A 21,640-nucleotide genomic window follows, 5' to 3' on the forward strand; every position below is an offset into this window, starting at 1 on the left:
GTGGCGTCGCGGCAGTTGGGCGACGCGCGCCTGTGGCACGAGGTGGTGCCGCAGGCAGGTTCAGAGGTGGAGTAGGGAGCAGGCCCTCGCTCGATCACCCGCCCGGGCGGCGGGCAGGGGACCACTGATCCGTGACCAGCGGTCGCATCCCTGCCGCCGACAGGCATCAAGGCGAGGGGTACAGCCTCCGCTCAGGGGCACAGGCAGGACCCGTCCTACCGGTCACCGTGGTTCCGGTCGTAGTGGTCCCATCCGTAGTAGTCCCAGCCACCGTGGTCCCAGCCGAAGTAGTCCCGGTCACCGCGGTTCCAGTCATGGTGGTCCCAGCCCCGGCCGTCGCTCTCGTAGCGGTTCCAGTCGAGCCGGTAGGACCTGTCGGACTTCCACTCGCGCCGCTCATCGTCCCAGCGGTAGCAGCGACCGTCGCGGCTGTGCCAGAGGGAGCCGGCGACATGGTCGTCGTGGTGCCAGCCACGCTTTCCGTCCCAGCAGTAGCCCTGCTCGATCAGGTAACCCACGCCGTGGTCCCAGCGGTAGTCGGTGAGGTTGACCTCGGCCGACCGCTGGACGTGCACAGAGGCGGGAGTCGCGGCCGAAGCGGTGCCCCCGGCACCGACAACGGCGACACCCGCGACCGCCACGGAGGAAACGGCGACAGCAATCCGCTTCGTGAGCTTCTTCATGATCTTTCCTTCCGGTCGGTGCGATCTGCACCAACGGCTGCTTTTGCAGGCGATGTGAGGCGCCTGGCGTTGTGTGGCGTTGTCCGTCAAGCAGTTCCATACGGTGTATGGAATCGCCCTGCCAGGATAACCATACGACGTATGGAAATGGGGAGGCGGTGACAGTGACTCGGGTCACCCGGACCACCTGGTCGAAGGAGACGCACCTGAACGCTTCTCAGCAACTGGGTTGTCCCTGCCGAGAGTTCATCTCCTCCCCCTCACCCTGCCGGCCCGAATACCAGCTCTCGATCACAAGGCATGCAGGCACTCAGATCTGGCCCCATGCTGGAGAGGAGGGGGGTGTGACAACGGAGGAAGAAGTGGTGGAGATGCGGACCGTTGTCGACCTCACACGCTGCCAGGGCTATGCGCAGTGCGTGTTCCTCGCGCCGGAGGTGTTCGAGCTGCACGGCGAGGAGGGGCTGCTGTACGCCACGGCCGTGCCCGAAGACCAGGTGGAGCGTGTGCGCCAGGCCGCGGCTGCCTGCCCAGTGCAGGCGATCCTCCTGGGGGAAGAGGTGAGAACCGGTGCCCGGTGACCTGAAAGACGGCCGCATCGTCATCGTCGGCGCGTCGCTGGCCGGGCTGAGAGCAGCCGAGGCGCTGCGCGAGGAAGGATTCACAGGTTCACTGACGGTGGTGGGGGACGAGTCCCATGCGCCCTACGACCGGCCGCCGCTGTCCAAGCAGGTGCTGCTGGGACGGGCGACGGCGGACACCCTCGAGCTGCCGATGCGGCGGGACCCGGACGCCGAGTGGCGCCTCGGCGTGCGCGCCACCGGTGTGGACCTGCTGGCGAAACGGGTGTTGCTCGAAGACGGTGAGTCCCTGCCGTACGACCGGCTGCTGATCGCCACCGGGACCCGCGCGCGGCCCTGGCCCAACCCGGAGGAAGGCGCCCTGGACGGGGTGTTCACCCTGCGCACGCGCGAGGACGGCGCGGGACTGGCCGAGCGGCTGGCCGCGAGGCCGGAGCGGGTGCTGGTGATCGGCGGCGGCTTCACCGGCTCGGAGATCGCCTCGGCCTGCCGGGAACTGGGTCTTGAGGTGACCGTCGCCGAACGCGGCCCCGCCCCCCTGGTAGGTGCGCTCGGCGGCACCCTGTCCAAGCTCGCCGCCGTCATGCAGCGCAACCACGGCGTGGACCTGCGCACCGGGGTCACGGTCACCGCCCTGAACGCCAACGGCGCCTTCACCGGCGCGGAGCTGTCCGACGGCAGCCGCGTCGAGGCGGACGTGTGCGTCGTGGCCCTGGGCGCGATCCGCAACGTGGAGTGGCTGGCGGAGTCCGGGCTGGCGGCGGGCCCGCGCGGCATCGCCTGCGACGCCGGCTGCCGGGCCTTCAACATGTACGGGATCGTCACCGACGACGTCTTCGTGGCCGGTGACGTCTCCCGCTTCCCCCACCCGCTGTTCGGCTACCAGATGCTGTCGCTGGAGCACTGGGGCAACGCGGTCGAGCAGGCCGAGGTCGCGGCCCACAACATGGTCAACCCCGGACCGCTGCAGCGCCCCCACCTGGCCATCCCGGTCTTCTGGTCGACCCAGTTCGGCCTCAACATCAAGTCGGTCGGCGTGCCCACCTACTCCGACCACATCGTCATCGCCCAGGGCTCTTTGGAGGCACGCCGTCTGGCCATGGTCTACGGCTACCAGGGCCGGGTCACCGCAGCGGTCACCGTCGACATGGCCAAGGCGCTCGACTACTACCGGCACCTGATCGAGACCGCCGCTCCCTTCCCGCCCCCGCCCGGCGCGCAGGACCGCGCGATCGCGGCCGACATCACGATCCCCTCCGACGTACCGGACCCCTCCGTGCTGTCCCACGGCCCGACCGTCGCACTCACCGGTCACCTTCCCGACCGTCGACTGACGGTGGTGTAGCCCCCATCCCGCCCCACGAGGAGCCGCCATGGACTCCGCGACCCTGCTGGCACGGATCACCGACTACGCCAGCCGTCCCAACCCCTACCCGCTGTACGCGGAACTCCGCGAGGCCGGTCCCGTGGTGCCGCAGGCCGACGGCAGCTACCTGATCGGCACCTACCACCGGATCGCCGCTCTGTTGCACGACCCCCGGATGAGTGCCGACCCCCGCACCCGCGGCGAGGCAACCCACAAGCCGCCGTTCCTGCGGCTCGACGACCCCGAACACCACAGGCTGCGCACCCTCGCCATGCGGCCCTTCGGGCCCCCGCACAGCCCTGGCCGGGTCGACGGCATGCGCGGCGAGATCGACCGGATCACCAGAGACCTGCTGGAGCCGTTCGAGGCAGGCCGGCAGATCGACATCGTCGACGACTTCGCCTACCCGCTGCCCGTCACCGTGATCTGCCGCCTGCTCGGCGTGCCGCACGAGGACGAACCCCTCTTCCGGGCCTGGTCCGACGCGATCGTCGCAGCCGCCGACGTCAGGCCCGGCGAGGACACCGCCGAGCCGGACAAGGCCGGCGACCAGGCACGGATGGAGATGGGCGGCTACCTGTTGAACCTGGCGGAACAGCGCCGCGGCAAGCCGGGCGACGACATGCTCTCCGCCTTCGCCAACGAGCCGGACCCGTCCCTGCGCCTCACCGACGAGGAACTCGCGGAAACCGCCGTACTGCTCCTCATCGCCGGACACGAGACCACGGTCAACCTCATCACCAACGGCGCCCTCACCCTCCTGCGCCAACCCGAGCAACTGGACCGGCTGCGCCGGGAACCGGAGTTGCTCCCGCGAGCGGTGGAGGAGCTGCTGCGCTACGAGCCCCCAGTCCACATGCGCGAGCGCATCCCGCACGCCGACATCGACATCGCCGGCACCCTCGTCCCCGCAGGCGCGTCCGTCATTCTGGTGCTGGCCTCGGGCAACCGCGACCCGATGCGGTTCCGCGATCCCGACCGATTCGACCCCGCCCGCCCGGACAACCAGCACCTCGGCTTCGGCAGCGGCATCCACGCCTGCTATGGCGGACCCCTGGCCCGCGTCGAGGCGTACGCCGCGCTCGGCGCCCTGCTTCCCCATCTCGGCAGCGCCCGCCTGGTCGAAGACCCGCCCCCGTACCGGCAGAACGCGATGCTCCGCGGACCCCGCCACCTGCCCATCCACCTGTGAAGCCGAGAGGGCATGGCGTCCTCGCCAGGCCACGGCGGGAAGGGGGCGCCGTACGCTGCCGCGGGCTTCGCCCGCGGAGATGCCGAGCATGTGCGGGAGCTTCCCGTCCGTGCCGTCCCAGACTTGCCTGCGCTGCAGCCAGGCGCTGAGTAGAAGGCGCGGCGGCGAGGAGCTGAGCCCGATCATCCGGGCTTGCAGACGTTCGTCCCACATTCCTGATCGTTCAATCAATGTCGACGATGGGCTTGACGATGAAAGCATTACATCTGACCATTTCATCATAAGTGGGCAGAATGTCGCATACAGACACATGCCCCCCGTGTGCCGCTCAACCGGACAACGCCGTTCACCACCGCTGCACACAGAGCCGCCGCGCCTCGTGCCGACGCTCTCTTCACCTCCGCACCGATGGGATGAACCGCGATGACGTACACCGACCAGACCGCCCTCGCCGAGCCGGCGTGGCCCCGTGAGATACCCGACGCCGCGATAGCGGTCGTCGACGCCGAGGGCACGGTGGTGGGGTGGACGCAGGCAGCGCAGCAGCTTGTGGGGTATGCGGCCGGGGAGGTGGTGGGCCGGTCCGCCGTACACGTGCTGCCGCCCCCCGAGGAGGCCCACAGGGCCTCGGCGTTCGTCGAACAGTGCCGTGCGTGGGGTGGCTGGTCGGGGACGGCAGCGATCCGCCACCGCGGCGGCCGCACGCTCACGGTGACGCTGCACATCTCGTTGTTGTGGGGGCAGGATGCGGGCAACCGGTGGCTGGTGTCCGTGACCGAGATAGGGTCCCTGTCCTCGGGGGCGACCGAAGGGCCGGTGCGGGAATCACTCCTTGCCCGAGCACCGATCGGCATCGTCGTCTATGACACGCGGCTGCGCTGTGTCTGGGTGAACGACGCCATGGAGCGTCACGACGGCGTGCCTCGTCACCGACGCTTCGGGCGCGGCCTGAAGGACTCGCTGCCCGCCATCGAGGCCGAAGCCCTCGAGGTCGTGATGCGGCAGGTGCTGCAGAGCGGGACCACGACGGTGCACGAGTACCGGGCGTGGCCGCCCGCGGATCGGCGCCGTGAGCATGCGTTCTCGGCCTCGTTCTTCTGCCTCCAGGGCGCGGACGGCGCGCCCCTGGGCGTGTGTTCCATGACCGTGGACGTGACCGGGAACAGGCGTGCGCGTGAGCGCCTCGCCATCCTCAGTGAGGCCAGCACGCACATCGGGAGCACCCTCGACGTGATGCGGACCGGTCAGGAACTGGCCGAGCTGGCCGTACCGCTGCTGGCCGACCACGCCATCGTCGATCTGGTGGAGTCTGTTCCGTTCGGCGTCGAGCCGTCGGCTCGGATCGGCACAGCGAGTGGCCGTCCGCAGTCGATGCGCCGTGCCGGTGTGGCCTCCGTCGACCTGGGTGTCCTGGAGCTGCCATGGGTGCGTGAAGAGGTGGTCCACACCCACCCGGACTCGCCGTTCGCCGCCGCCGTGCGCACGGGCCGGTCCTACCTGGAGCCGGTGCTGGACACCTGTTCAGGTCCCTGGGTCGACCACGATCCGGTGCGAGCTCAGAAGGTGCGTGACAGCGGCGTCCACTCCTTGATGGTGGTACCCATCCGTGCGCGGCGCTGCGTGCTGGGACTGGCGCTGTTCGGCCGTTCCGTGGAGCAGACGCCCTTCCAGGAGGACGACCTGCTCCTCGCCGAGGAGCTGGTCACCCGCGCGGCGCTCTGCCTGGACAACGCGCTCCAGTACGCCCGTGAACGCACCGCCGCCCTCACGCTGCAACGCGACCTGCTGCCCCATCGGGTGCAGGGCGGTGCGGCCGTCGAGGTCGCATCGCGCTATGTGCCGGCCGACATGGACCACGGCGTGGGGGGTGACTGGTTCGACGTGATCGAGCTGTCCGGCGCCCGGGTGGCCCTCGTCGTCGGCGACGTGGTCGGCCACGGCATCAACGCCGCGGCGACCATGGGCAGGCTGCGCACCGCCGTGCGCACCTTGGCCGACCTGGACCTGCCTCCCGACGACCTGCTGGCACACCTCGACGACACGGTCCGACGGTTGAACGACGAGGACTCCGATGACTCCGGCCAGGCCCCCGCGGTGGTGGGCGCCACCTGTCTGTACGCCGTCTACGACCCGGTCACCCGGCGGTGCACGATGGCGCGGGCTGGACATCCGCCGCCCCTGATCGTCGGCGAACAGGGCCAGGTCACCGTCCCCGACCTGCCCGCCGGAGCCCCGCTCGGCCTTGGTCTCGGCCTGGTTCCCTTCCAGTCCGCTGAACTGGAACTGCCCGAGGGAAGTGTGATCGCTCTCTACTCCGACGGGCTGGTGGAGTCCCGGGACGAGGACATCGACGTCGGCCTGGACCGCCTGGACGCCGCCCTGGCACAGCCGGGCGCGTCCCTGGAGGACATGTGCTCGCGAGTGATGGAGACCTTGCGCAGTGACACACCGGCCGACGATGTCACCTTGCTCCTTGCCCGGACCCGCGCGATCGAGCCCGCTCAGGTCGCCTCCTGGGACCTGCCGAACGAACCGGTCACCGTCACGACAGCCCGGCGCCTGGCCTCCCGTCAGCTCAGGGAATGGGGTCTGGAGCCACTCGTGACGCCCGTGGAGTCGATCGTCAGCGAGCTGGTCACCAATGCCATCCGCCACGGCGACGGCCCGAGCCGCCTACGGCTCATCCAGCACCGGGTGCTGACATGCGAAGTCTCCGACAGCAACACCGGCCAGCCACGCCCCCGCCATCCCCACACGCTCGACGAGCACGGCCGCGGCCTCCAACTGGTCGCGCAGCTCTCGCGCCGGTGGGGCTCCCGCTCCGCAACGGACGGCAAGGTCGTCTGGGCCGAGCAGGACCTGCCCTCCACGGCCGGTGCCCGGTGACCCGTCGGCGAGCCGGGCGGCCGACGGCGAACGTCCGCGCATGCCGGTATCCCGTAGCAGCAGGCTCTCACCAGGAAGCCAGAGACATGGACCACGCAGTGAACGGTGAAAACGCCGCCTCGGCCGGCGCCTCCCCAGCAGCGATGAGCGCCTCCGGTGCCCGTCCCGGCGGCAGGGTGTCCGCCTTGGACGGTCTGGCAGCCGCGGTGCTCGACGATCGAGGCGTGGTGGTGGGGTGGACCGGGACAGCAGAGGATCTGACGGGGTTTCCCGCCGACGATGTCCACGGCCGCCCCGTGCGGGAACTGGTGGCCGACCTCCCGGACGACCTGAGCGGGGCCACGCACGTGCCGGCGTTCGGCCAGGTACGGCTGTGGCACCGGTGCGGCCACACTGTCGACGTCACTTTCCGAACTACAAGGCTGGGCACCTCGGCGGAGTGCCTCGTGCTGGCGGCGGCCACCCATCACGTCGCCGACCATCAGCACGGCGCGGCGCTCCTGCGGGCCCTGTCCGCACAGCACCGGATCACCATCGCTCTGCACGACACGGACCTCACCACCGTGCAGACGAACGCAAGGCCGGACACCCTCGACGGCCGTCCGGTACAGCCCGGCACCCGGCTGTGCGACGTGCTGTGCGCCGAGGACGCCTCGAACCTCGAGGCGGTACTGCGCCAGGTACTCGAGACGGGGGTTCCGGTGGTCCACAGGAGCCGGCAAGTGAGCCTGCGGCACCGTCCGGCGCGGCGGCACGCGCTGTCACTGTCCGCCTTCCGCCTGGAGGACGCGCGCGGACGTCCCACCGGGGTCGCAGCCCTGTACATCGACGACACTGAGCTGCGCGCCCGCCGACAGCTGGATCTCGCCCGCGAGGTCGCCGAGCGGGTGGGGGGCTCCCTGGACGTCGTGCGCACCGCGCAGGATCTTGCAGACGTACTCGTACCCGCTTTCGGTGAACTCGCCGCAGTCGACCTCGCGCAGTCCGTCTTCGACGGTGACGAGCCCGCCGAGCGGCTGGGCGGCGGAGATCTGCATCTGCGCAACGCGGCCCTGGCGCCTGCCACCGCGGCGTGGCCGGCCGGTATCGAGCGCGGCAACCCCGTCCCCCCGCTGTCCGACCACCCCCTCCTGCGCAGCTTCCAGCACGGCGAGACAGTCGTCTACGGTCGGGACGACCTCGCCGACCTGATCGGCGGCCCGCACCTGGCCGAACACCTCATCCCGCACGACGCCCATGCGGTGATGGCGGCCCCCCTGTACGCCCGCGGCCTCACCCTCGGCGCGATCGTGGTCTGGCGCACCGGCCTGTCCGAACCCTTCACCGAGGACGAGACGGATCTGATGCGGCAGATCGCCTCACGGGGAGCACTCGCCATCGACAACGCCCGCCGCTACACGCGCGAGCACCGGGCGGCCATCGCCCTGCAGCAGAGCCTGCTTCCCCCGGCCACGACCGACACACCGGCAGCCGAGACCGCCGGCATCTACCGGCCCGCAAGCGGGGGAGGGGGCACCAGCGGCGACTGGTACGACGCCATCGCCCTGCCCTCCCTCCGGCTGGCCCTCGTCGCCGGAGACGTGGTCGGCCACGGCATACGCGCAAGCGCCACCATGGGCCGCCTGCGCGCCGCCATCCAGACCCTCGCAGACCTCGAACTGGAACCGGACGAGGTGCTCACCCGTATCGCGGACCTGGTCCAGCGCCTTGCGGCCGAAGCACCGGCCGACGAACACGACGCCGTCGGCGCCACCTGCCTGTACACGGTCTACGACCCGGTCACCCGACGCTGCGCCATGGCCAGTGCCGGACACCCGCCACCCGTCCTGGTCCGGCCCGACGGGACCGCCGAAACAGTCGACATCGTCCCCGGACCACCACTCGCCGTCAGCGGCATGCCGTACGAGACCACCACGATCGGCCTCGAGCCAGGCAGCGTTCTCGCCCTCTACACCGATGGCCTGGTCGATCGAGGGGCGGACGACGACACCGATGGCGGGCTCCGACGGCTGACCCGTGCACTCACCACCTCCCACCGCTCGAACCGCACTCTGGACGAGACCGGTCAGGCGATCGTCGCCGACCTGGTGGACGAAGAAGCGCGCGACGACGCGACCCTGCTACTGGCTCGCACCCGCGCCGTGCCCGCGGAGCACACCACTCACTGGCAGATCCCGGCCGATCCGGCAGCCGTCTCCCGGGCCCGGGAATGGACGACCCGGCAACTCTCCCTGTGGGGACTGGACGACCTGCTCTTCACCACCGAACTCATCGTCAGCGAGCTGGTCACCAACGCGATCCGCCACGGTCGCCCACCGGCGGAGCTGCGACTGATCCGCCACGACGTCCTGATCTGCGAGGTCACCGACTCCAGCAGCACCCAGCCGCGCTTGCGCCGCGCCCGCATCACCGACGAGGGCGGACGCGGCCTGTTCCTCGTCGCCCGACTCGCCGAGCGCTGGGGCTGCCGCCATGGCCAGAACAACAAGACGATCTGGTCCGAACAGCCCATATCGTGCGCTCATTGATCACGCCCCGAGCTTGGCGTCTTGAGTGAGCCGGCTGCAGCCTGCCAGCGAGTCCGTGTGGCTGGGTTGCACCCCATCAGGAGGAAAGGGCTTTCGGGGCCACACGGCTGTCCGTCACTGCCGGTCATGAGTGGACGAAGAGTCGACTTATTCTCAGCCTGTCCCGGCCAGGTTGAGCACCGGTTCGGGCGAAGCCATCAGGCAGTGATCGAGCCACGCCGTTGTGCCGGGATCGATGGGACGGTTGCGCAGTGCCGTCCCGGACGGGGGTCTGACTCATGAGATCTATGACCGGAGTGTCCAGTCACTGGCTTGTCGACTGCCGTTGCGGGATGGCGCCTGCAGGTACCGAGCCACAGGGCGTGTCCCAATAGGGGCCTTGCCGATCTTCAGGCGCCATCACGGTTCAGACCGCCCGAGCAGGCCGGTGCCATCCACCCCAGCCAGCACGTCACCACGTGGGAGGCGAACCATCATGACGACCCGACAGCGCAGCACCTCCTCGAGCACGGATCCGCCCGTTCGGCGCGAGGTCGTCCTGGGCGTGGACACGCACGGCGAGGTGCATGTCGCCGCTGTGATCTCCACGCTCGGGAAGATCCTGGGAACGGAGTCCTTTCCAGCCACGGCGGCCGGCTACCGACAGTTGCTCGTGTGGGCTCGCAAGCGGGGTGCGGTGCGCCGGGCCGGTGTGGAGGGCACCGGCACCTTCGGCGCGGGCCTGTCCCGCTACCTGCTGGCCCAGCAGATTCAGGTCTTCGAAGTGAACCGGCCCGACCGTACGGCCCGCCGGCTGCTCGGGAAGTCGGACCCGCTCGACGCTCAGGCCGCCGCCCGAGCCGTGCTCAGCAGTCGTGCCCGGGCCCGGGCCAAGTCCGGCGACGGCCCGGTGCACAGCGCCCGGATCTTCAAGCTCGCCAAGGACTCCGCGGTCAAGGCCCGCACCCAGGCGATCAACCAGCTCAAAGCCGTCCTGGTCATCGCCGATCCCGCACTGCGGGAACGACTGTCCAGACTGGGCAACCGCGAGCTGTTCCGCACCTGCGCACGCCTCGGGCCAGGCGACGGTGAGGACGGCGAGAACGCGGTGGCCCAGGCCACCCACATGACCCTGAGAATGCTCGCGGAGCGCATCGAACAGCTCACCAGGCAGATCAATGAGCTGAACCAACGCCTGACCCAGCTCGTCGAACGTCACTCCCCACAGCTGCTCGAACCGGTGGGCATCGGTCCGGACAGCGCCGTCACGCTACTGATCACCATGGGAGACAACCCTGAGCGGCTGAACACTGAGGCATCCTTTGCTGCCCTTTGCGGAGTCAGCCCCGTCGAGTATTCGTCGGGCCGTCGGAGCACGCGCCGGCTCAACTACGGCGGCGACCGGCAGGCCAACGCGGCCTTGCACCGCATCGTGTTCACCCGCCTGCGCCACGACCCGCGCACCCAGGCGTACTACGAACGCCGCACCCAGGAGGGCAAGACCCGACGCGAGATCATCCGATGCCTCAAGCGATATGCCGCCCGAGAGGTCTTCAACCTGGTCAGGACGGTATCCAGCGTCCCCCTGTTATAGGGGCGTCCGTGAGACGTGAGAGGGTCTGGGGCGTGAGTGAGACACCCCCGAACACCCTGCAATACCGCTTTGACGGGCCAGAAGACGCTCCGGTCCTGATCTTGGGTCCCTCACTGGGTACCACATGGCACATGTGGGACCGGCAGGTTCCCGAGCTCACCCGGCAATGGCGGGTCTTCCGCTACGACCTTCCGGGCCACGGTGGCGCCCCCGCGCACCCGGCGGCCTCCGTCGCCGACCTCACCGCACGGCTGCTGGCCACGCTCGACGGACTCGGTGTGCAGCGCTTCGGCTACACGGGCTGTGCGCTGGGCGGCGCCGTGGGGATCGAACTGGCCCTGCGTCACCCCGAGCGCCTCTCCTCGCTCGCCCTGATCGCGGCCTCGCCCCGCTTCGGCACGGCCGACGAGTTCCGCCAGCGCGGAGTGATCGTCCGGACGAACGGGCTCGACCCCATCGCCCGGACCTCCCCCGAGCGCTGGTTCACCGGGGGGTTCGCGGCCGCCCAGCCCGCGATCACCGAATGGGCCGTGCAGATGGTGCGCACCACCGACCCCGGCTGCTACATCGCGGCCTGCGAGGCGCTCGCCGCCTTCGACGTCCGGGCCGAACTGGGGCGCATCGGTGTGCCGACGCTGGTCCTCGTCGGCTCGGAGGACCAGGTCACCGGGCCCGCCGAGGCCCGCACCCTGGTCGCCGGGATCCCGGACGCCCGGCTCGCGGTCGTCCCCGGCGCCTCCCACCTGGTGCCCGTCGAGCAGCCGGCGGCGGTCACCGATCTGCTAGTCCACCACTTCTCGACCGCCTGGCAGCCCGCGTTCGACGCGACGACCGGACAGATGGCGGCGATCGCGGCGCCCCCCGTCAAGCCGGTGCTCTCCGCGCCCGCGCCGGTGGTGCCCGTGGCCGAGATCGCCCCGCCCGTCGTGGCGCCCGAGGCCACGGGCAGGCCCGACCCGTACGACGCGGGGCTCAAGGTCCGCCGTGAGGTCCTCGGTGACGCGCACGTCGACCGGGCACTGGCCTCTGCGGACGACTTCTCCGGGGACTTCCAGGAGTTCATCACCCGGTACGCGTGGGGCGAGATCTGGGGCCGGCCGGGCCTGGACCGGCGCATCCGCAGCTGTATCACGCTCACCGCGCTGGTAGCGGGCGGCCATCTGGAGGAAGTCGCCTTCCACACCCGGGCGGCGCTGCGCAACGGACTGACCCCGGACGAGATCAAGGAAGTGCTGCTCCAGGCGGCCGTCTACTGCGGTGTACCGGCCGCGAACAGCGCGTTCAAGGTGGCGCAGCAGGTCATCCGGGAGGAGACGACCCCGCAGGAGTGATCGTCAGCCAGGTGGTGGGAGCACCACGCCGAGGGCGCCGCGGACGCCAGGGCGGGGGGCAGGATGGAGCTCATGAAGCTCACGAAGAAGTCGCACGCCTGCATCCGGCTCGAGAAGGGCGGTCGGACGCTCGTCATCGACCCCGGCACCTTCAGTGAGGAGGACGCCGCGGTCGGCGCCGACGCCATCCTGGTCACGCACGAGCACCTCGACCACTTCAACGAGGACCGGCTGCGGGCCGGTATGGAGGCCAACCCGGGCGCCGAGATCTGGACCCTCGCCTCCGTGGCGGAGAAGATCTCGGCGGCGTTTCCGAGCCGCGTGCACACCGTCGGCCACGGCGACACCTTCACCGCCGCGGGCTTCGACGTGCAGGTGCACGGCGAACTGCACGCGGTGATCCACCCGGACATCCCGCGCATCACGAACGTCGGCTATCTGATCGACGGCGGCAAGGTCTTCCACCCGGGCGACGCGCTCACGGTGCCCGACCACCCGGTGGAGACGCTGATGCTTCCGGTGATGGCGCCCTGGAACAAGATCTCCGAGGTGATCGACTACGTCCGCGAGGTCAAGCCGCGGCGCGCGTACGACATCCACGACGCCCTGCTGACGGACCTCGCACGTCCGATCTACGACAACCAGATCGGTGCGCTGGGCGGTGCCGAGCACCTGCGGCTGACACCGGGCGCTTCGGCGGACGTCTGACGGCCGCGGGCCCGGGAGGCGAGGCGGCGGCCGCGCCACCGCCGCCGATCGCCTCCCCGCGAGCGGCCCGCCACCGCTCACCCGGTTGTCGGAGCCGCGCGGTACGTTGTGAGGCATGCGCATCGCGACCTGGAACGTGAACTCGATCACCGCCCGTCTCCCGAGGCTTCTGGCCTGGCTGGAGAGCAGCGGCACGGACGTGCTGTGCCTCCAGGAGGCCAAGGTCGCCGAGGAGCAGTTCCCGTACGACCAGCTGCGCGACCTGGGCTACGAGGCGGCGGTCCACGCCACCGGCCGGTGGAACGGCGTGGCGGTGCTCTCCCGCGTCGGCCTCGACGACGTGGTCAAGGGCATGCCGGGCGATCCGGGCTACGACGGCCTCCAGGAGCCCCGCGCCATCGCCGCGACCTGCGGCCCGGTCCGCGTCTGGTCGGTGTACGTGCCGAACGGCCGTGAACCGGACCACCCGCACTACGCGTACAAGCTCCAGTGGTTCGAGGCCCTGAAGGCGGCCGTGGCGGGCGACGCAGGGGGCAGCCGCCCGTTCGCGGTGCTGGGCGACTACAACGTGGCGCCGACGGACGACGACGTCTTCGACATCGCCGCCTTCGAGGGCGCGACCCATGTCACCCCCGCCGAGCGCGCCGCCCTGGCCTCCCTGCGCGAGACCGGTCTCACGGACGTGGTCCCGCGCCCGCTGAAGTACGACCACCCCTTCACGTACTGGGACTACCGCCAGCTCTGCTTCCCCAAGAACCGCGGCATGCGCATCGACCTGGTGTACGGAAACGAGCCGTTCACGAAGGCGGTCAAGGACGCGTACGTCGATCGGGAGGAGCGCAAGGGCAAGGGTGCGTCGGACCACGCGCCGGTCGTGGTCGACCTGGCGCTGTAGCGGGCCCACGCGGGGGCAGGGCGGCCGGAGTCCGCGTGCCCTGTAGTGCGCGCCGTGGCGCTGGTGACACGCTGGGCGTATGAACATCCCTTTCCTGGGCAACTGGCGCAAGAAACGTGGCCCCGCCCGCGGTGTCGCGGTGTTCTCCGACGGTGACGCCGACCCGAGCAGCGTCGCCGAACTCCTTTCCGAGTGCGAGCTGCTGCGTTCCCAGGCCGAGCAGGCGGGCGTCGAACTGGACGACTCGGCGGCGTCGTTGGAGGCGCTCGACCAGGTCGTGCCGCGCTGGCGGGACGACGACGAGATCCTGCCCTGGCTCGGCAACGACGCGGGCCTGTACCTGGGCACGGTGATAGTGCGCACGGTTCCGGGCGCGAGCTGGGCGGTCTGGCCGAGCGGCCACCCCGTGGTACGGCTGGCCTCCGGGCGCGAGATCGACGTGGTCGACGCAGGCCACACCTGGGCGTCCACGGGCGCCCCCGAGCTGACGCAGGTCTACGCCGAGGCGGCGGAGGTCTAGGGGGATTTGTTCGGATCAGTTGGGATCAGGCGCCGGGCGTCGCCGCGGACCCGGGCTGATCCGAACGAAACCCCTTGGGCGCCCGGAGGTCCGGGCGCCCGGAACCTCGACTACGATGGGCCGTTCGTCCCCGCGGTCCCCGGGGCCGTGGGGCACCCCCCACGGCCCCGGGGACCGTAGGGGGAGGGAAGCACCAGCTCACCGGGGTGTGCCCGGCCGGTGGCAGTCGAAGATCACTGCTCGCGCAGCGGAATGGACACGTAGGACGGGTCCTCCGCGGGGGAGGAGAAGGTCAGCTGCGCGCCGGACGGGTTGTGCTCCACGTAGAGCGGGTCGACCGTGTCGACGACCAGCGCGAGCCGGTGCCCGGCCGGGACGTCGTAGGCCGTGGAGAACAGCTCCAGGTCGACGCCGAACGGTCTGCCGGGCGTCAGCCCGTACCAGGTGTACGGCGCGTTGCTGACCAGTCTGCCGAGGCCGAGCGGGCCCACGTCGTAGAGATACGCGACGAGGGTGCCGCTCTCCTTGGTGCCGGTGACGGTGGTGTGCAGCTTGACCGTGCCGCGGATGTGCTGGGCGGCCCCGTACTTCTCCGACTGCCACACGGCGGCCCATCGGCGCGGCAGCAGCGGGATGGAGGCGAGCGGCGGCACCCGCACCAACTGGTCGAGGACGCTGGAGAGAAGGACGATCCCGCCGTCCGCCCCCGAATCGACGTTCGCGTGGATCGTGGTGGTCCCGGCGAGGCTGATCTTCCTGCTGGTCGCGGCCATCGACTTCCAGTCCGGATAGCCCTCGTAGCCGCCCCCCGAACGGGACTTGAGCTGCACCGGCTGCTCCCGGTCGATCCCGTTGTCCTCGCCCTTGAGGTAGTGGTCCAACCATCGCACGGTGTCGGTCCACACGTCGTTCGGCAGCCCGAACAGCCCGGTGATCTCGGGCGTGGCGTGGTCGCCCGGGCGCAGCTCCAGTCTCTTCGGGCCCGTGAGACTTTCGTAGAAGTCGGCGTAGGAGTTGGCCGGGAAGACCGTGTCGCCCCAGGCGTTGGCCATCATGATCGCCGCGCCGTTCCTGTTGAGCTGGTCGAGGTAGGTCTCGGCGGACCGCTTCCTCCCCCAGGCGATGAGGTCCTGCTCCTTGGCCAGGTTGCCGGCGTAGAAGTCGTCGAACACCTGCCGGGTCTCGGGGGCTTCGCGGCCGGTGAGCGTCGCCGCGCCGTCCAGCAGGGCGGCCGCCTGGACGTGCTGGGTGCGTCCCGAGTAGATCGAGTCGATCAGATCCGCCCAGCCGCTCAGTGAGGCCACCGCCTTGATGCGCTTGTCGTGCGCCGCCGCGAGCAGGCTGATGCCGGCACCGTAGGAGACGCCCGCCATGCCGATGTGCCGGGCGTCGGACGGGGTGTTGGCGAGAGCCCAGTCGATGACCTTGGAGGCGTCGGCTATGTCGGGCGGCCCCGCCACTTCTATCTCGCCGCCGGACTGCCAGAAACCCCGTACGTTGTAAGTGACCACGACATAGCCGGAGTCGGCGAGCCGTTGGGCCTGGGCGAGGTACTCGACCTGCGGCAGGCCCCAGCTCGTCGGGAGCACCACGAGCGGATAGCGGCGCGAGCCGTCGGCGTTCGCGGGTGTGACGACGTTTCCCTTGAGCACCGTCCCGCCGTCCCCCGTGATGTCGACGAAGCGGATGCCGTTCGATGCCGCCTGGGCGTTCGGGGCGAGTCCGAAGGCGCTGCCGGCGATCAGCGTCGCCGAGACGGCACCCACGGCGGTCGTACGCAGAGCCTTGCGGTGGTTTCCCACGGGTCACTCCTCACGTGTCAGTGCAAAGTGACCAGACGGTAACCTCGCGTCCATACCAGAGGTAACCCGTCGGTAAGTTACGTGCCAGTAACGATTGTTGACGCTTAAGTAAACCTATGGAACACGCGCGGAGTTGCGCGAGGACCCCTCCGGCGCGGGAGCCTGCACCGCCCGGCTGACGTCTCGCACCAGCTCCACCACGTCCGGCCCGTACGCCTGAGAGTTGACGACCTTCAGCAGCAGGACGAACGAGCCGGTGCCGTACTTGCGGGCCAGGCGCTCGTGGTGGCGCGCGAGATAGCGGGTCGCCGCCTGGTTGGTGATCGCACGCTGACCGCAGAAGAGAAACACGGGCCGTGCGCCGCGCCCCAGGTCCGCCGTGAGGCGGGCGAGGATCACATACTCGGACCGGCCGGACTCCAGCAGGTAGCGCTCGCCCCCGATGTCGAACGCGCCGCGCTCCGGGCCGGGTTCCGCGTCCGTGTTCACCTGGATGCCCGGCAGGAGCGACTGGAGATGGGCGGCCATCCGGCGATTGGACGCCGGGCCGCCGACGCAGAACTCCGTGCGCTCGCCGAAACCCTGCCGGGCGGCGTCGTGCGCGACGACCTGGGCGTGCGCGCCGCAGTCCTTGACGAGCGCGGACAGCTCCAGCAACGCGAACACATCATGGCGCGTCACCGTCAACTCGGCGCCGCCCGCCTCCCGATTGACCACCAGCAGCGACTCGGAGTTGTCGGGCAGCCCGAAGAAGGCCTGCTTGCGGCGCAGTTTGCGCTTCCACAGATACGTCCGGGCGAGCCAGCCAAGCGCGGCGCTGACACCCGCCGCGATCACCCCGAGGACGATGTTGCGCACGTCGTCGTTCATGGCCGGGCATGGTAGCGGGCCGCTGCGGACCGGTGTTCGATGGGACTGACGGGATCATGGCAATGCGGTTACGCTGCGTGGAAGGAAGTCGACTGGAGGTACGGATGCAACGTCCTGTCCGACGGAAACTGGCGGTGCTGGCGGTCTCGGCGGCCGTGGTGTCGGTGGGAGCGGCGGCACCGCCGTCGTCCACCCCGGCACCCGGGAAGGTCCCCGTGGCCGTGGGATACGGCGGGGCCGTGGCGAGCGTCGACGCGGACGCCTCCGCCGCCGGGATCGAGGTCCTGAGAAAGGGCGGCAACGCGGTGGACGCGGCCGTCGCCACGGCCGCCGCGCTGGGCGTCACCGAGCCCTATTCCGCGGGCATCGGCGGAGGCGGCTACTTCGTCTACTACAACGCCAAGTCCCGCACGGTGCACACCATCGACGGCCGCGAGACCGCCCCGCTCGCCGCGGACGAGGGCCTCTTCATGGAGAACGGCAAGACGCTGCCCTTCGCCGACGCGGTCAGCAGCGGCCTGAGCGTGGGCACCCCGGGCACCCCCGCCACCTGGCAGAAGGCGCTGGACGAGTGGGGCACCAGGCGGCTCGGCACCGTCCTGAAGCCGGCCGAACGAATAGCGCGCGACGGCTTCACCGTCGACGACACGTTCCGCTCGCAGACCGCGTCCAACGAGACCCGTTTTCGTTACTTCCCGGACACCGCCAAGCTGTTCCTGCCGGGCGGCGCGCTCCCCGTCGTCGGCTCCACGTTCAAGAACCCAGACCTCGCCCGCACTTACGCCGAACTGGGCAGGAAGGGCATCGGCGCGATCTACCGCGGTGACCTGGGCGACGACATCGTCGCCACCGCCGAGAAGCCCCCGGTGGACCCGGCCTCGGGCTGGAACGCCCGCCCCGGCAAGCTGTCCGACAAGGACCTCGCGGCCTACCGGGCCAAACTCCAGGCGCCCACCAAGACCTCCTACCGCGGGCTCGACGTCTACTCGATCGCGCCGTCCTCCTCCGGCGGCACCACGGTCGGCGAGGCGCTCAACATCCTGGAGAGGAGCGACCTCTCCAAGGCGAGCGAAGTCCAGTATCTGCACCACTTCATCGAGGCGAGCCGTATCGCCTTCGCCGACCGCGGACGCTGGGTCGGCGACCCCGCCTTCGAGAACGTGCCGACGAAGGACCTGCTCTCCCAGGGGTACGCCGACTCCCGCGCCTGCCTGATCAAGGACGACGCGGTGCTGACCAGTCCACTCGCCCCGGGCGACCCGCGCCACCCGGCGGCCTGCGCCACCGGGGGAACCGCGGCCCCGACGACGTACGAGGGCGAGAACACCACGCATCTCACCGTCGCCGACAAGTGGGGCAACGTCGTCTCCTACACGCTCACCATCGAGCAGACCGGCGGCAGCGGCATCACCGTCCCGGGCCGCGGCTTCCTCCTCAACAACGAGCTGACGGACTTCTCCTTCGCCCCCGCCAACCCGGCCGTCCACGACCCGAACCTGCCCGGCCCGGGCAAGCGGCCGCGCTCCTCCATCTCGCCGACGATCGTGCTCGACCGGCAGGGCCGACCGGTCGTCGCCCTCGGTTCACCCGGCGGCGCGACCATCATCACCACCGTGCTCCAGACCCTGACCGAGTTCCTCGACCGCCACCGGCCGCTCGTGGACGCGATCGCCGCACCGCGCGCCAGCCAGCGCAACGCGGCCCAGACCGAACTCGAACCAGCCCTCTACGACAGCGCCCTGAAGGCCCGGCTGGAGGCGATCGGGCACTCCTTCAAGCAGAACCCGGAGATCGGCGCGGCCACGGGCGTGCAGCGGCTGCCCGACGGCAGGTGGCTGGCCGCAGCGGAGAAGGTGCGGCGCGGCGGCGGATCCGCGATGGTGGTGAACCCGGAGCCGTAACGCCCACACGGTCACTCGGGGCGGGCGGTCCCGTTCCCTTCCGGGCGGGCCGTCTCCCCACCCTGCACGGTGGGGCCTGCGGCGTCCTCGCGCGAGACGGGGGGAGCGGCCCCTGAGGGCGACGTGGCGGGGGCGTCCCCGCCCCCCTCCGGGGGAGCGGCGCCCGCCTCCGCCCGCCTCGCGGCGGGCGGCTCGGCCCGGAAGGCCAACTGCCCGTCCTCGACCTCCACCACGACCCGGGCGCCCCGCTCGATCCGGCCGTCCAGCAGCAGCCGGGACAGCTGGTTGTCGACCTCCCGCTGGATGGTACGGCGCAGCGGGCGGGCACCGTACTCCGGCTGGAAGCCGCGCTGCGCCAGCCAGTCGACGGCCGCGTCGGTGAATGTGACGTCGATGTCCTGTGCGTGGAGCCGGCGCCGTGTCTTGTCGAGCATCAGGTCGGTGATGCGCCGCAGTTGATCCGACGTCAGCTGCCGGAACACGACGATCTCGTCGATGCGGTTGAGGAACTCCGGCCGGAAGTGTTCCCGCAGCGGGCGCAGGATCTGCTCCCTGCGCGCCTCCTCGTCAGCCTCGGCGCCTCCCGGCCCGAACCCGATGCCGGCGCCGCGCCGGGTGATCGCCTCGGAGCCGAGGTTGCTCGTCATCACGATGACCGTGTTGGTGAAGTCCACGGTCCGGCCCTGGGCGTCGGTGAGCCGGCCGTCGTCGAGGACCTGGAGCAGGATGTTGAAGACGTCCGGGTGCGCCTTCTCCACCTCGTCGAGCAGCAGCAGCGAGTACGGATGCCGCCGTACGACCTCGGTGAGCTGGCCGGCTTCCTCGTGGCCCACGTATCCGGGCGGGGCGCCCACCAGGCGGCTGACGGTATGGCGCTCCTGGTACTCGCTCATGTCGAGGCGGACCATGCGCTCCTCGCTGCCGAACAGGGACTTCGCGAGCGCGCGGGCCAGCTCGGTCTTGCCGACGCCGGTCGGTCCGAGGAAGAGGAAGCTGCCGATCGGCCGGTCGGGACTGGACAGCCCGGCGCGTGAGCGCAGCACCGCGTCGGCGACGGCGGTGACCGCCTCGTCCTGCCCGATGACCCGCTTGTGCAGATGCTCCTCCAGGGCGAGCAGCCGTTGCTTCTCCTCCTCGGTGAGCCGGCTGACGGGGATGCCGGTCTGCCGGGAGACGACCTCCGCGATGGCCTCGGCGGTGACCTCCAGCTGCCCCTCGTCCGCCTGGGTCTCCCCGGAGGTCTCGCCGATCCGTTCCTTCAGCTCGGTGATGCGGTCGCGCAACCGGGTGGCCTGCTCGTACTGCTCGTCGGACACCGCCTGGTCCTTGTCCCGGGTGAGCTGCTCCACCTCGCGCTCCAGGGCCCGTACGTCCGTGCCCTTGGTCCGGGCACGCAGCCGCACCCGGGCGCCGGCCTGGTCGATCAGGTCGATCGCCTTGTCGGGGAGATGACGGTCGGTGAGATAGCGGTCGGACAGCTCCACGGCGGCCACCAGCGCCTCGTCCGTGTAGCGGACCTGGTGGTGGGCCTCGTAGCGGTCGCGCAGCCCGCGCAGTATCTCGATCGCGTCCGGGACGCTCGGCTCGGGCACCAGGATCGGCTGGAAGCGGCGGGCCAGCGCCGCGTCCTTCTCGATCCGGCGGTACTCCTCCAGCGTGGTGGCGCCCACGATGTGCAGCTCGCCGCGGGCCAGGGCGGGCTTGAGGATGTTGCCCGCGTCCATGGACCCGCCCTCCGTGCCGCCGCCGCCCGCTCCGACGACGGTGTGCAGCTCGTCGATGAAGACGATCAGTTCCCCGGAGTGCGCGCGGATCTCCCCCACGATGGTGGTGAGCCGCTCCTCGAAGTCGCCGCGGTAGCGGGTGCCTGCGACGACGCCGGCCAGGTCCAGGGCGAAGACCCGGCGGCCGAGCAGGACGTCGGGCACGTCCCCGTCGGTGATGCGCTGGGCGAGGCCCTCGACGATGGCGGTCTTGCCGACGCCCGCGTCGCCGATGAGCACCGGGTTGTTCTTGCCGCGGCGGGAGAGCACCTCGATGGTCTGCTCGATCTCCTCCTCCCGACCGATCACCGGGTCGATACGGCCCTGCCGCGCGAGGTCGGTCAGATCGCGGCCGTACTTGTCCAGGGTCGGGGTCGAGGGGGGGCGCGGTCGTTCCGGTCGCGGGGGAGCGGCGTCGGCCGTCTCGGGAGGCACGGAGGGCGGTGCGAAGTGCGCCGAGTGCAGGATGTGCCCGGCGGCGGAGTCGGGGTTCGCCGCCAGGGCGGTGAGCACGTGCTCGGGCCCGATGTAGCCGGCGCCGCTCGCCCGCGCCAGTTCGTGAGCATCCAGCAGGGCTCGCTTGACGGCGGGGGTCAGCGAGAGCGAGGTGGGCGGCGGGGCGTCCTCGCCGGCGTGCTGGACCGGTCCTGAGCGCTGGTCGATCTCCGTCGCGAGCGAGTCCGGGTCCGCGCCGGCCCGGCTGAGCAGACTTCTGGTCGGTTCCGCGGCGAGCGCGGCGCGCAGCAGATGCTGGGTGTCGAGGTCGCGGGCACCGTGCTCGACGGCGTACCGCGCGGCGCCGGCGACCAGTTGCCGGGCGGGCTCGCTCAGCAGCCGGCCCAGGTCGATCTGGCGCGGACCGGGGCGCTGCCCGCCGCCGAAGATGCGTCGGAAGAACTCTTGGAAGGGGTCCGAGCCGTAGCCCTGCGGACCATCGAAGCCGCTGGTCATGGCCATCCGTTCCGGCGTCCCGGCGGGGCCCGGGACACGCTCGTTGATCGACGTGCCGGTGCCGGGTGCCCGGGCGGGGCCCGGTTACAC

The 21,640-nt window shown here is 70.6% G+C and carries 15 protein-coding genes; 11 read left to right on the forward strand and 4 right to left on the reverse strand.

Going from position 1 to position 21,640, the window contains the following annotated elements:
• Positions 1-215: 215 nt before the first annotated feature.
• The gene (locus ABZ823_RS15935) at positions 216-683 is read right to left on the reverse strand and encodes a hypothetical protein (RefSeq protein ID WP_361659529.1); all 468 of its coding nucleotides are present in this window, start codon (positions 681-683) and stop codon (positions 216-218) included.
• 371 nt (positions 684-1,054) lie between these two features.
• Here ABZ823_RS15935 and ABZ823_RS15940 point away from each other — a divergent pair, with 371 nt between their 5' ends.
• The 10 genes from ABZ823_RS15940 to ABZ823_RS15985 all read left to right on the forward strand — a co-directional run bounded on the left by ABZ823_RS15940 (position 1,055) and on the right by ABZ823_RS15985 (position 14,263).
• Positions 1,055-1,264, forward strand: a complete 210-nt coding sequence (locus ABZ823_RS15940) for a ferredoxin (protein WP_361659848.1) — start codon at positions 1,055-1,057, stop codon at positions 1,262-1,264.
• Positions 1,254-2,609 (forward strand): FAD-dependent oxidoreductase, encoded by a 1,356-nt coding sequence (locus ABZ823_RS15945; protein WP_361659532.1) that lies wholly within the window; start codon positions 1,254-1,256, stop codon positions 2,607-2,609. Before ABZ823_RS15940 ends, ABZ823_RS15945 begins: the two co-directional genes overlap by 11 nt.
• A 28-nt stretch (positions 2,610-2,637) precedes the next feature.
• Positions 2,638-3,822, forward strand: coding sequence for a cytochrome P450 (locus ABZ823_RS15950; protein WP_361659535.1), 1,185 nt, complete (start codon positions 2,638-2,640; stop codon positions 3,820-3,822).
• A 423-nt stretch (positions 3,823-4,245) separates the two neighbouring features.
• Complete coding sequence (locus tag ABZ823_RS15955) at positions 4,246-6,708, forward strand: SpoIIE family protein phosphatase (RefSeq protein WP_361659538.1); 2,463 nt, start codon at positions 4,246-4,248, stop codon at positions 6,706-6,708.
• 86 nt (positions 6,709-6,794) lie between these two features.
• The gene (locus tag ABZ823_RS15960) at positions 6,795-9,236 is read left to right on the forward strand and encodes a SpoIIE family protein phosphatase (protein WP_361659541.1); all 2,442 of its coding nucleotides are present in this window, start codon (positions 6,795-6,797) and stop codon (positions 9,234-9,236) included.
• A 475-nt stretch (positions 9,237-9,711) separates the two neighbouring features.
• Positions 9,712-10,809, forward strand: coding sequence for an IS110 family transposase (locus ABZ823_RS15965; protein ID WP_361659544.1), 1,098 nt, complete (start codon positions 9,712-9,714; stop codon positions 10,807-10,809).
• Between the two features lie 32 nt (positions 10,810-10,841).
• Positions 10,842-12,140, forward strand: coding sequence for a 4-carboxymuconolactone decarboxylase (gene pcaC, locus ABZ823_RS15970; protein WP_361659547.1), 1,299 nt, complete (start codon positions 10,842-10,844; stop codon positions 12,138-12,140).
• A 72-nt stretch (positions 12,141-12,212) separates the two neighbouring features.
• Positions 12,213-12,848, forward strand: a complete 636-nt coding sequence (locus tag ABZ823_RS15975) for an MBL fold metallo-hydrolase (protein WP_361659550.1) — start codon at positions 12,213-12,215, stop codon at positions 12,846-12,848.
• Positions 12,849-12,963: 115 nt separating this feature from the next.
• A complete protein-coding gene (locus ABZ823_RS15980) occupies positions 12,964-13,743 on the forward strand; it encodes an exodeoxyribonuclease III (RefSeq protein WP_361659553.1) in 780 nt (259 codons plus the stop codon).
• Positions 13,744-13,822: 79 nt separating this feature from the next.
• The gene (locus tag ABZ823_RS15985; protein ID WP_361659555.1) at positions 13,823-14,263 is read left to right on the forward strand and encodes a DUF6278 family protein; all 441 of its coding nucleotides are present in this window, start codon (positions 13,823-13,825) and stop codon (positions 14,261-14,263) included.
• 233 nt (positions 14,264-14,496) lie between these two features.
• Here ABZ823_RS15985 and ABZ823_RS15990 read toward each other — a convergent pair whose 3' ends face one another.
• Together ABZ823_RS15990 and ABZ823_RS15995 are read right to left on the reverse strand one after the other, a co-directional pair.
• Complete coding sequence (locus ABZ823_RS15990) at positions 14,497-16,065, reverse strand: alpha/beta fold hydrolase (protein WP_361659558.1); 1,569 nt, start codon at positions 16,063-16,065, stop codon at positions 14,497-14,499.
• Between the two features lie 114 nt (positions 16,066-16,179).
• Positions 16,180-16,935 (reverse strand): hypothetical protein, encoded by a 756-nt coding sequence (locus ABZ823_RS15995; RefSeq protein ID WP_361659561.1) that lies wholly within the window; start codon positions 16,933-16,935, stop codon positions 16,180-16,182.
• Between the two features lie 104 nt (positions 16,936-17,039).
• Here ABZ823_RS15995 and ggt point away from each other — a divergent pair, with 104 nt between their 5' ends.
• Positions 17,040-18,836 (forward strand): gamma-glutamyltransferase, encoded by a 1,797-nt coding sequence (gene ggt, locus ABZ823_RS16000; protein ID WP_361659563.1) that lies wholly within the window; start codon positions 17,040-17,042, stop codon positions 18,834-18,836.
• Between the two features lie 11 nt (positions 18,837-18,847).
• Here the strand turns inward: ggt and ABZ823_RS16005 are convergent, their stop codons facing one another.
• Positions 18,848-21,550, reverse strand: coding sequence for an ATP-dependent Clp protease ATP-binding subunit (locus ABZ823_RS16005; RefSeq protein ID WP_361659850.1), 2,703 nt, complete (start codon positions 21,548-21,550; stop codon positions 18,848-18,850).
• Between the last annotated feature and the right edge of the window lie 90 nt (positions 21,551-21,640).

Source organism: Streptomyces sp. NPDC047079 (assembly GCF_040643755.1).
Lineage (GTDB): Bacteria > Actinomycetota > Actinomycetes > Streptomycetales > Streptomycetaceae > Streptomyces.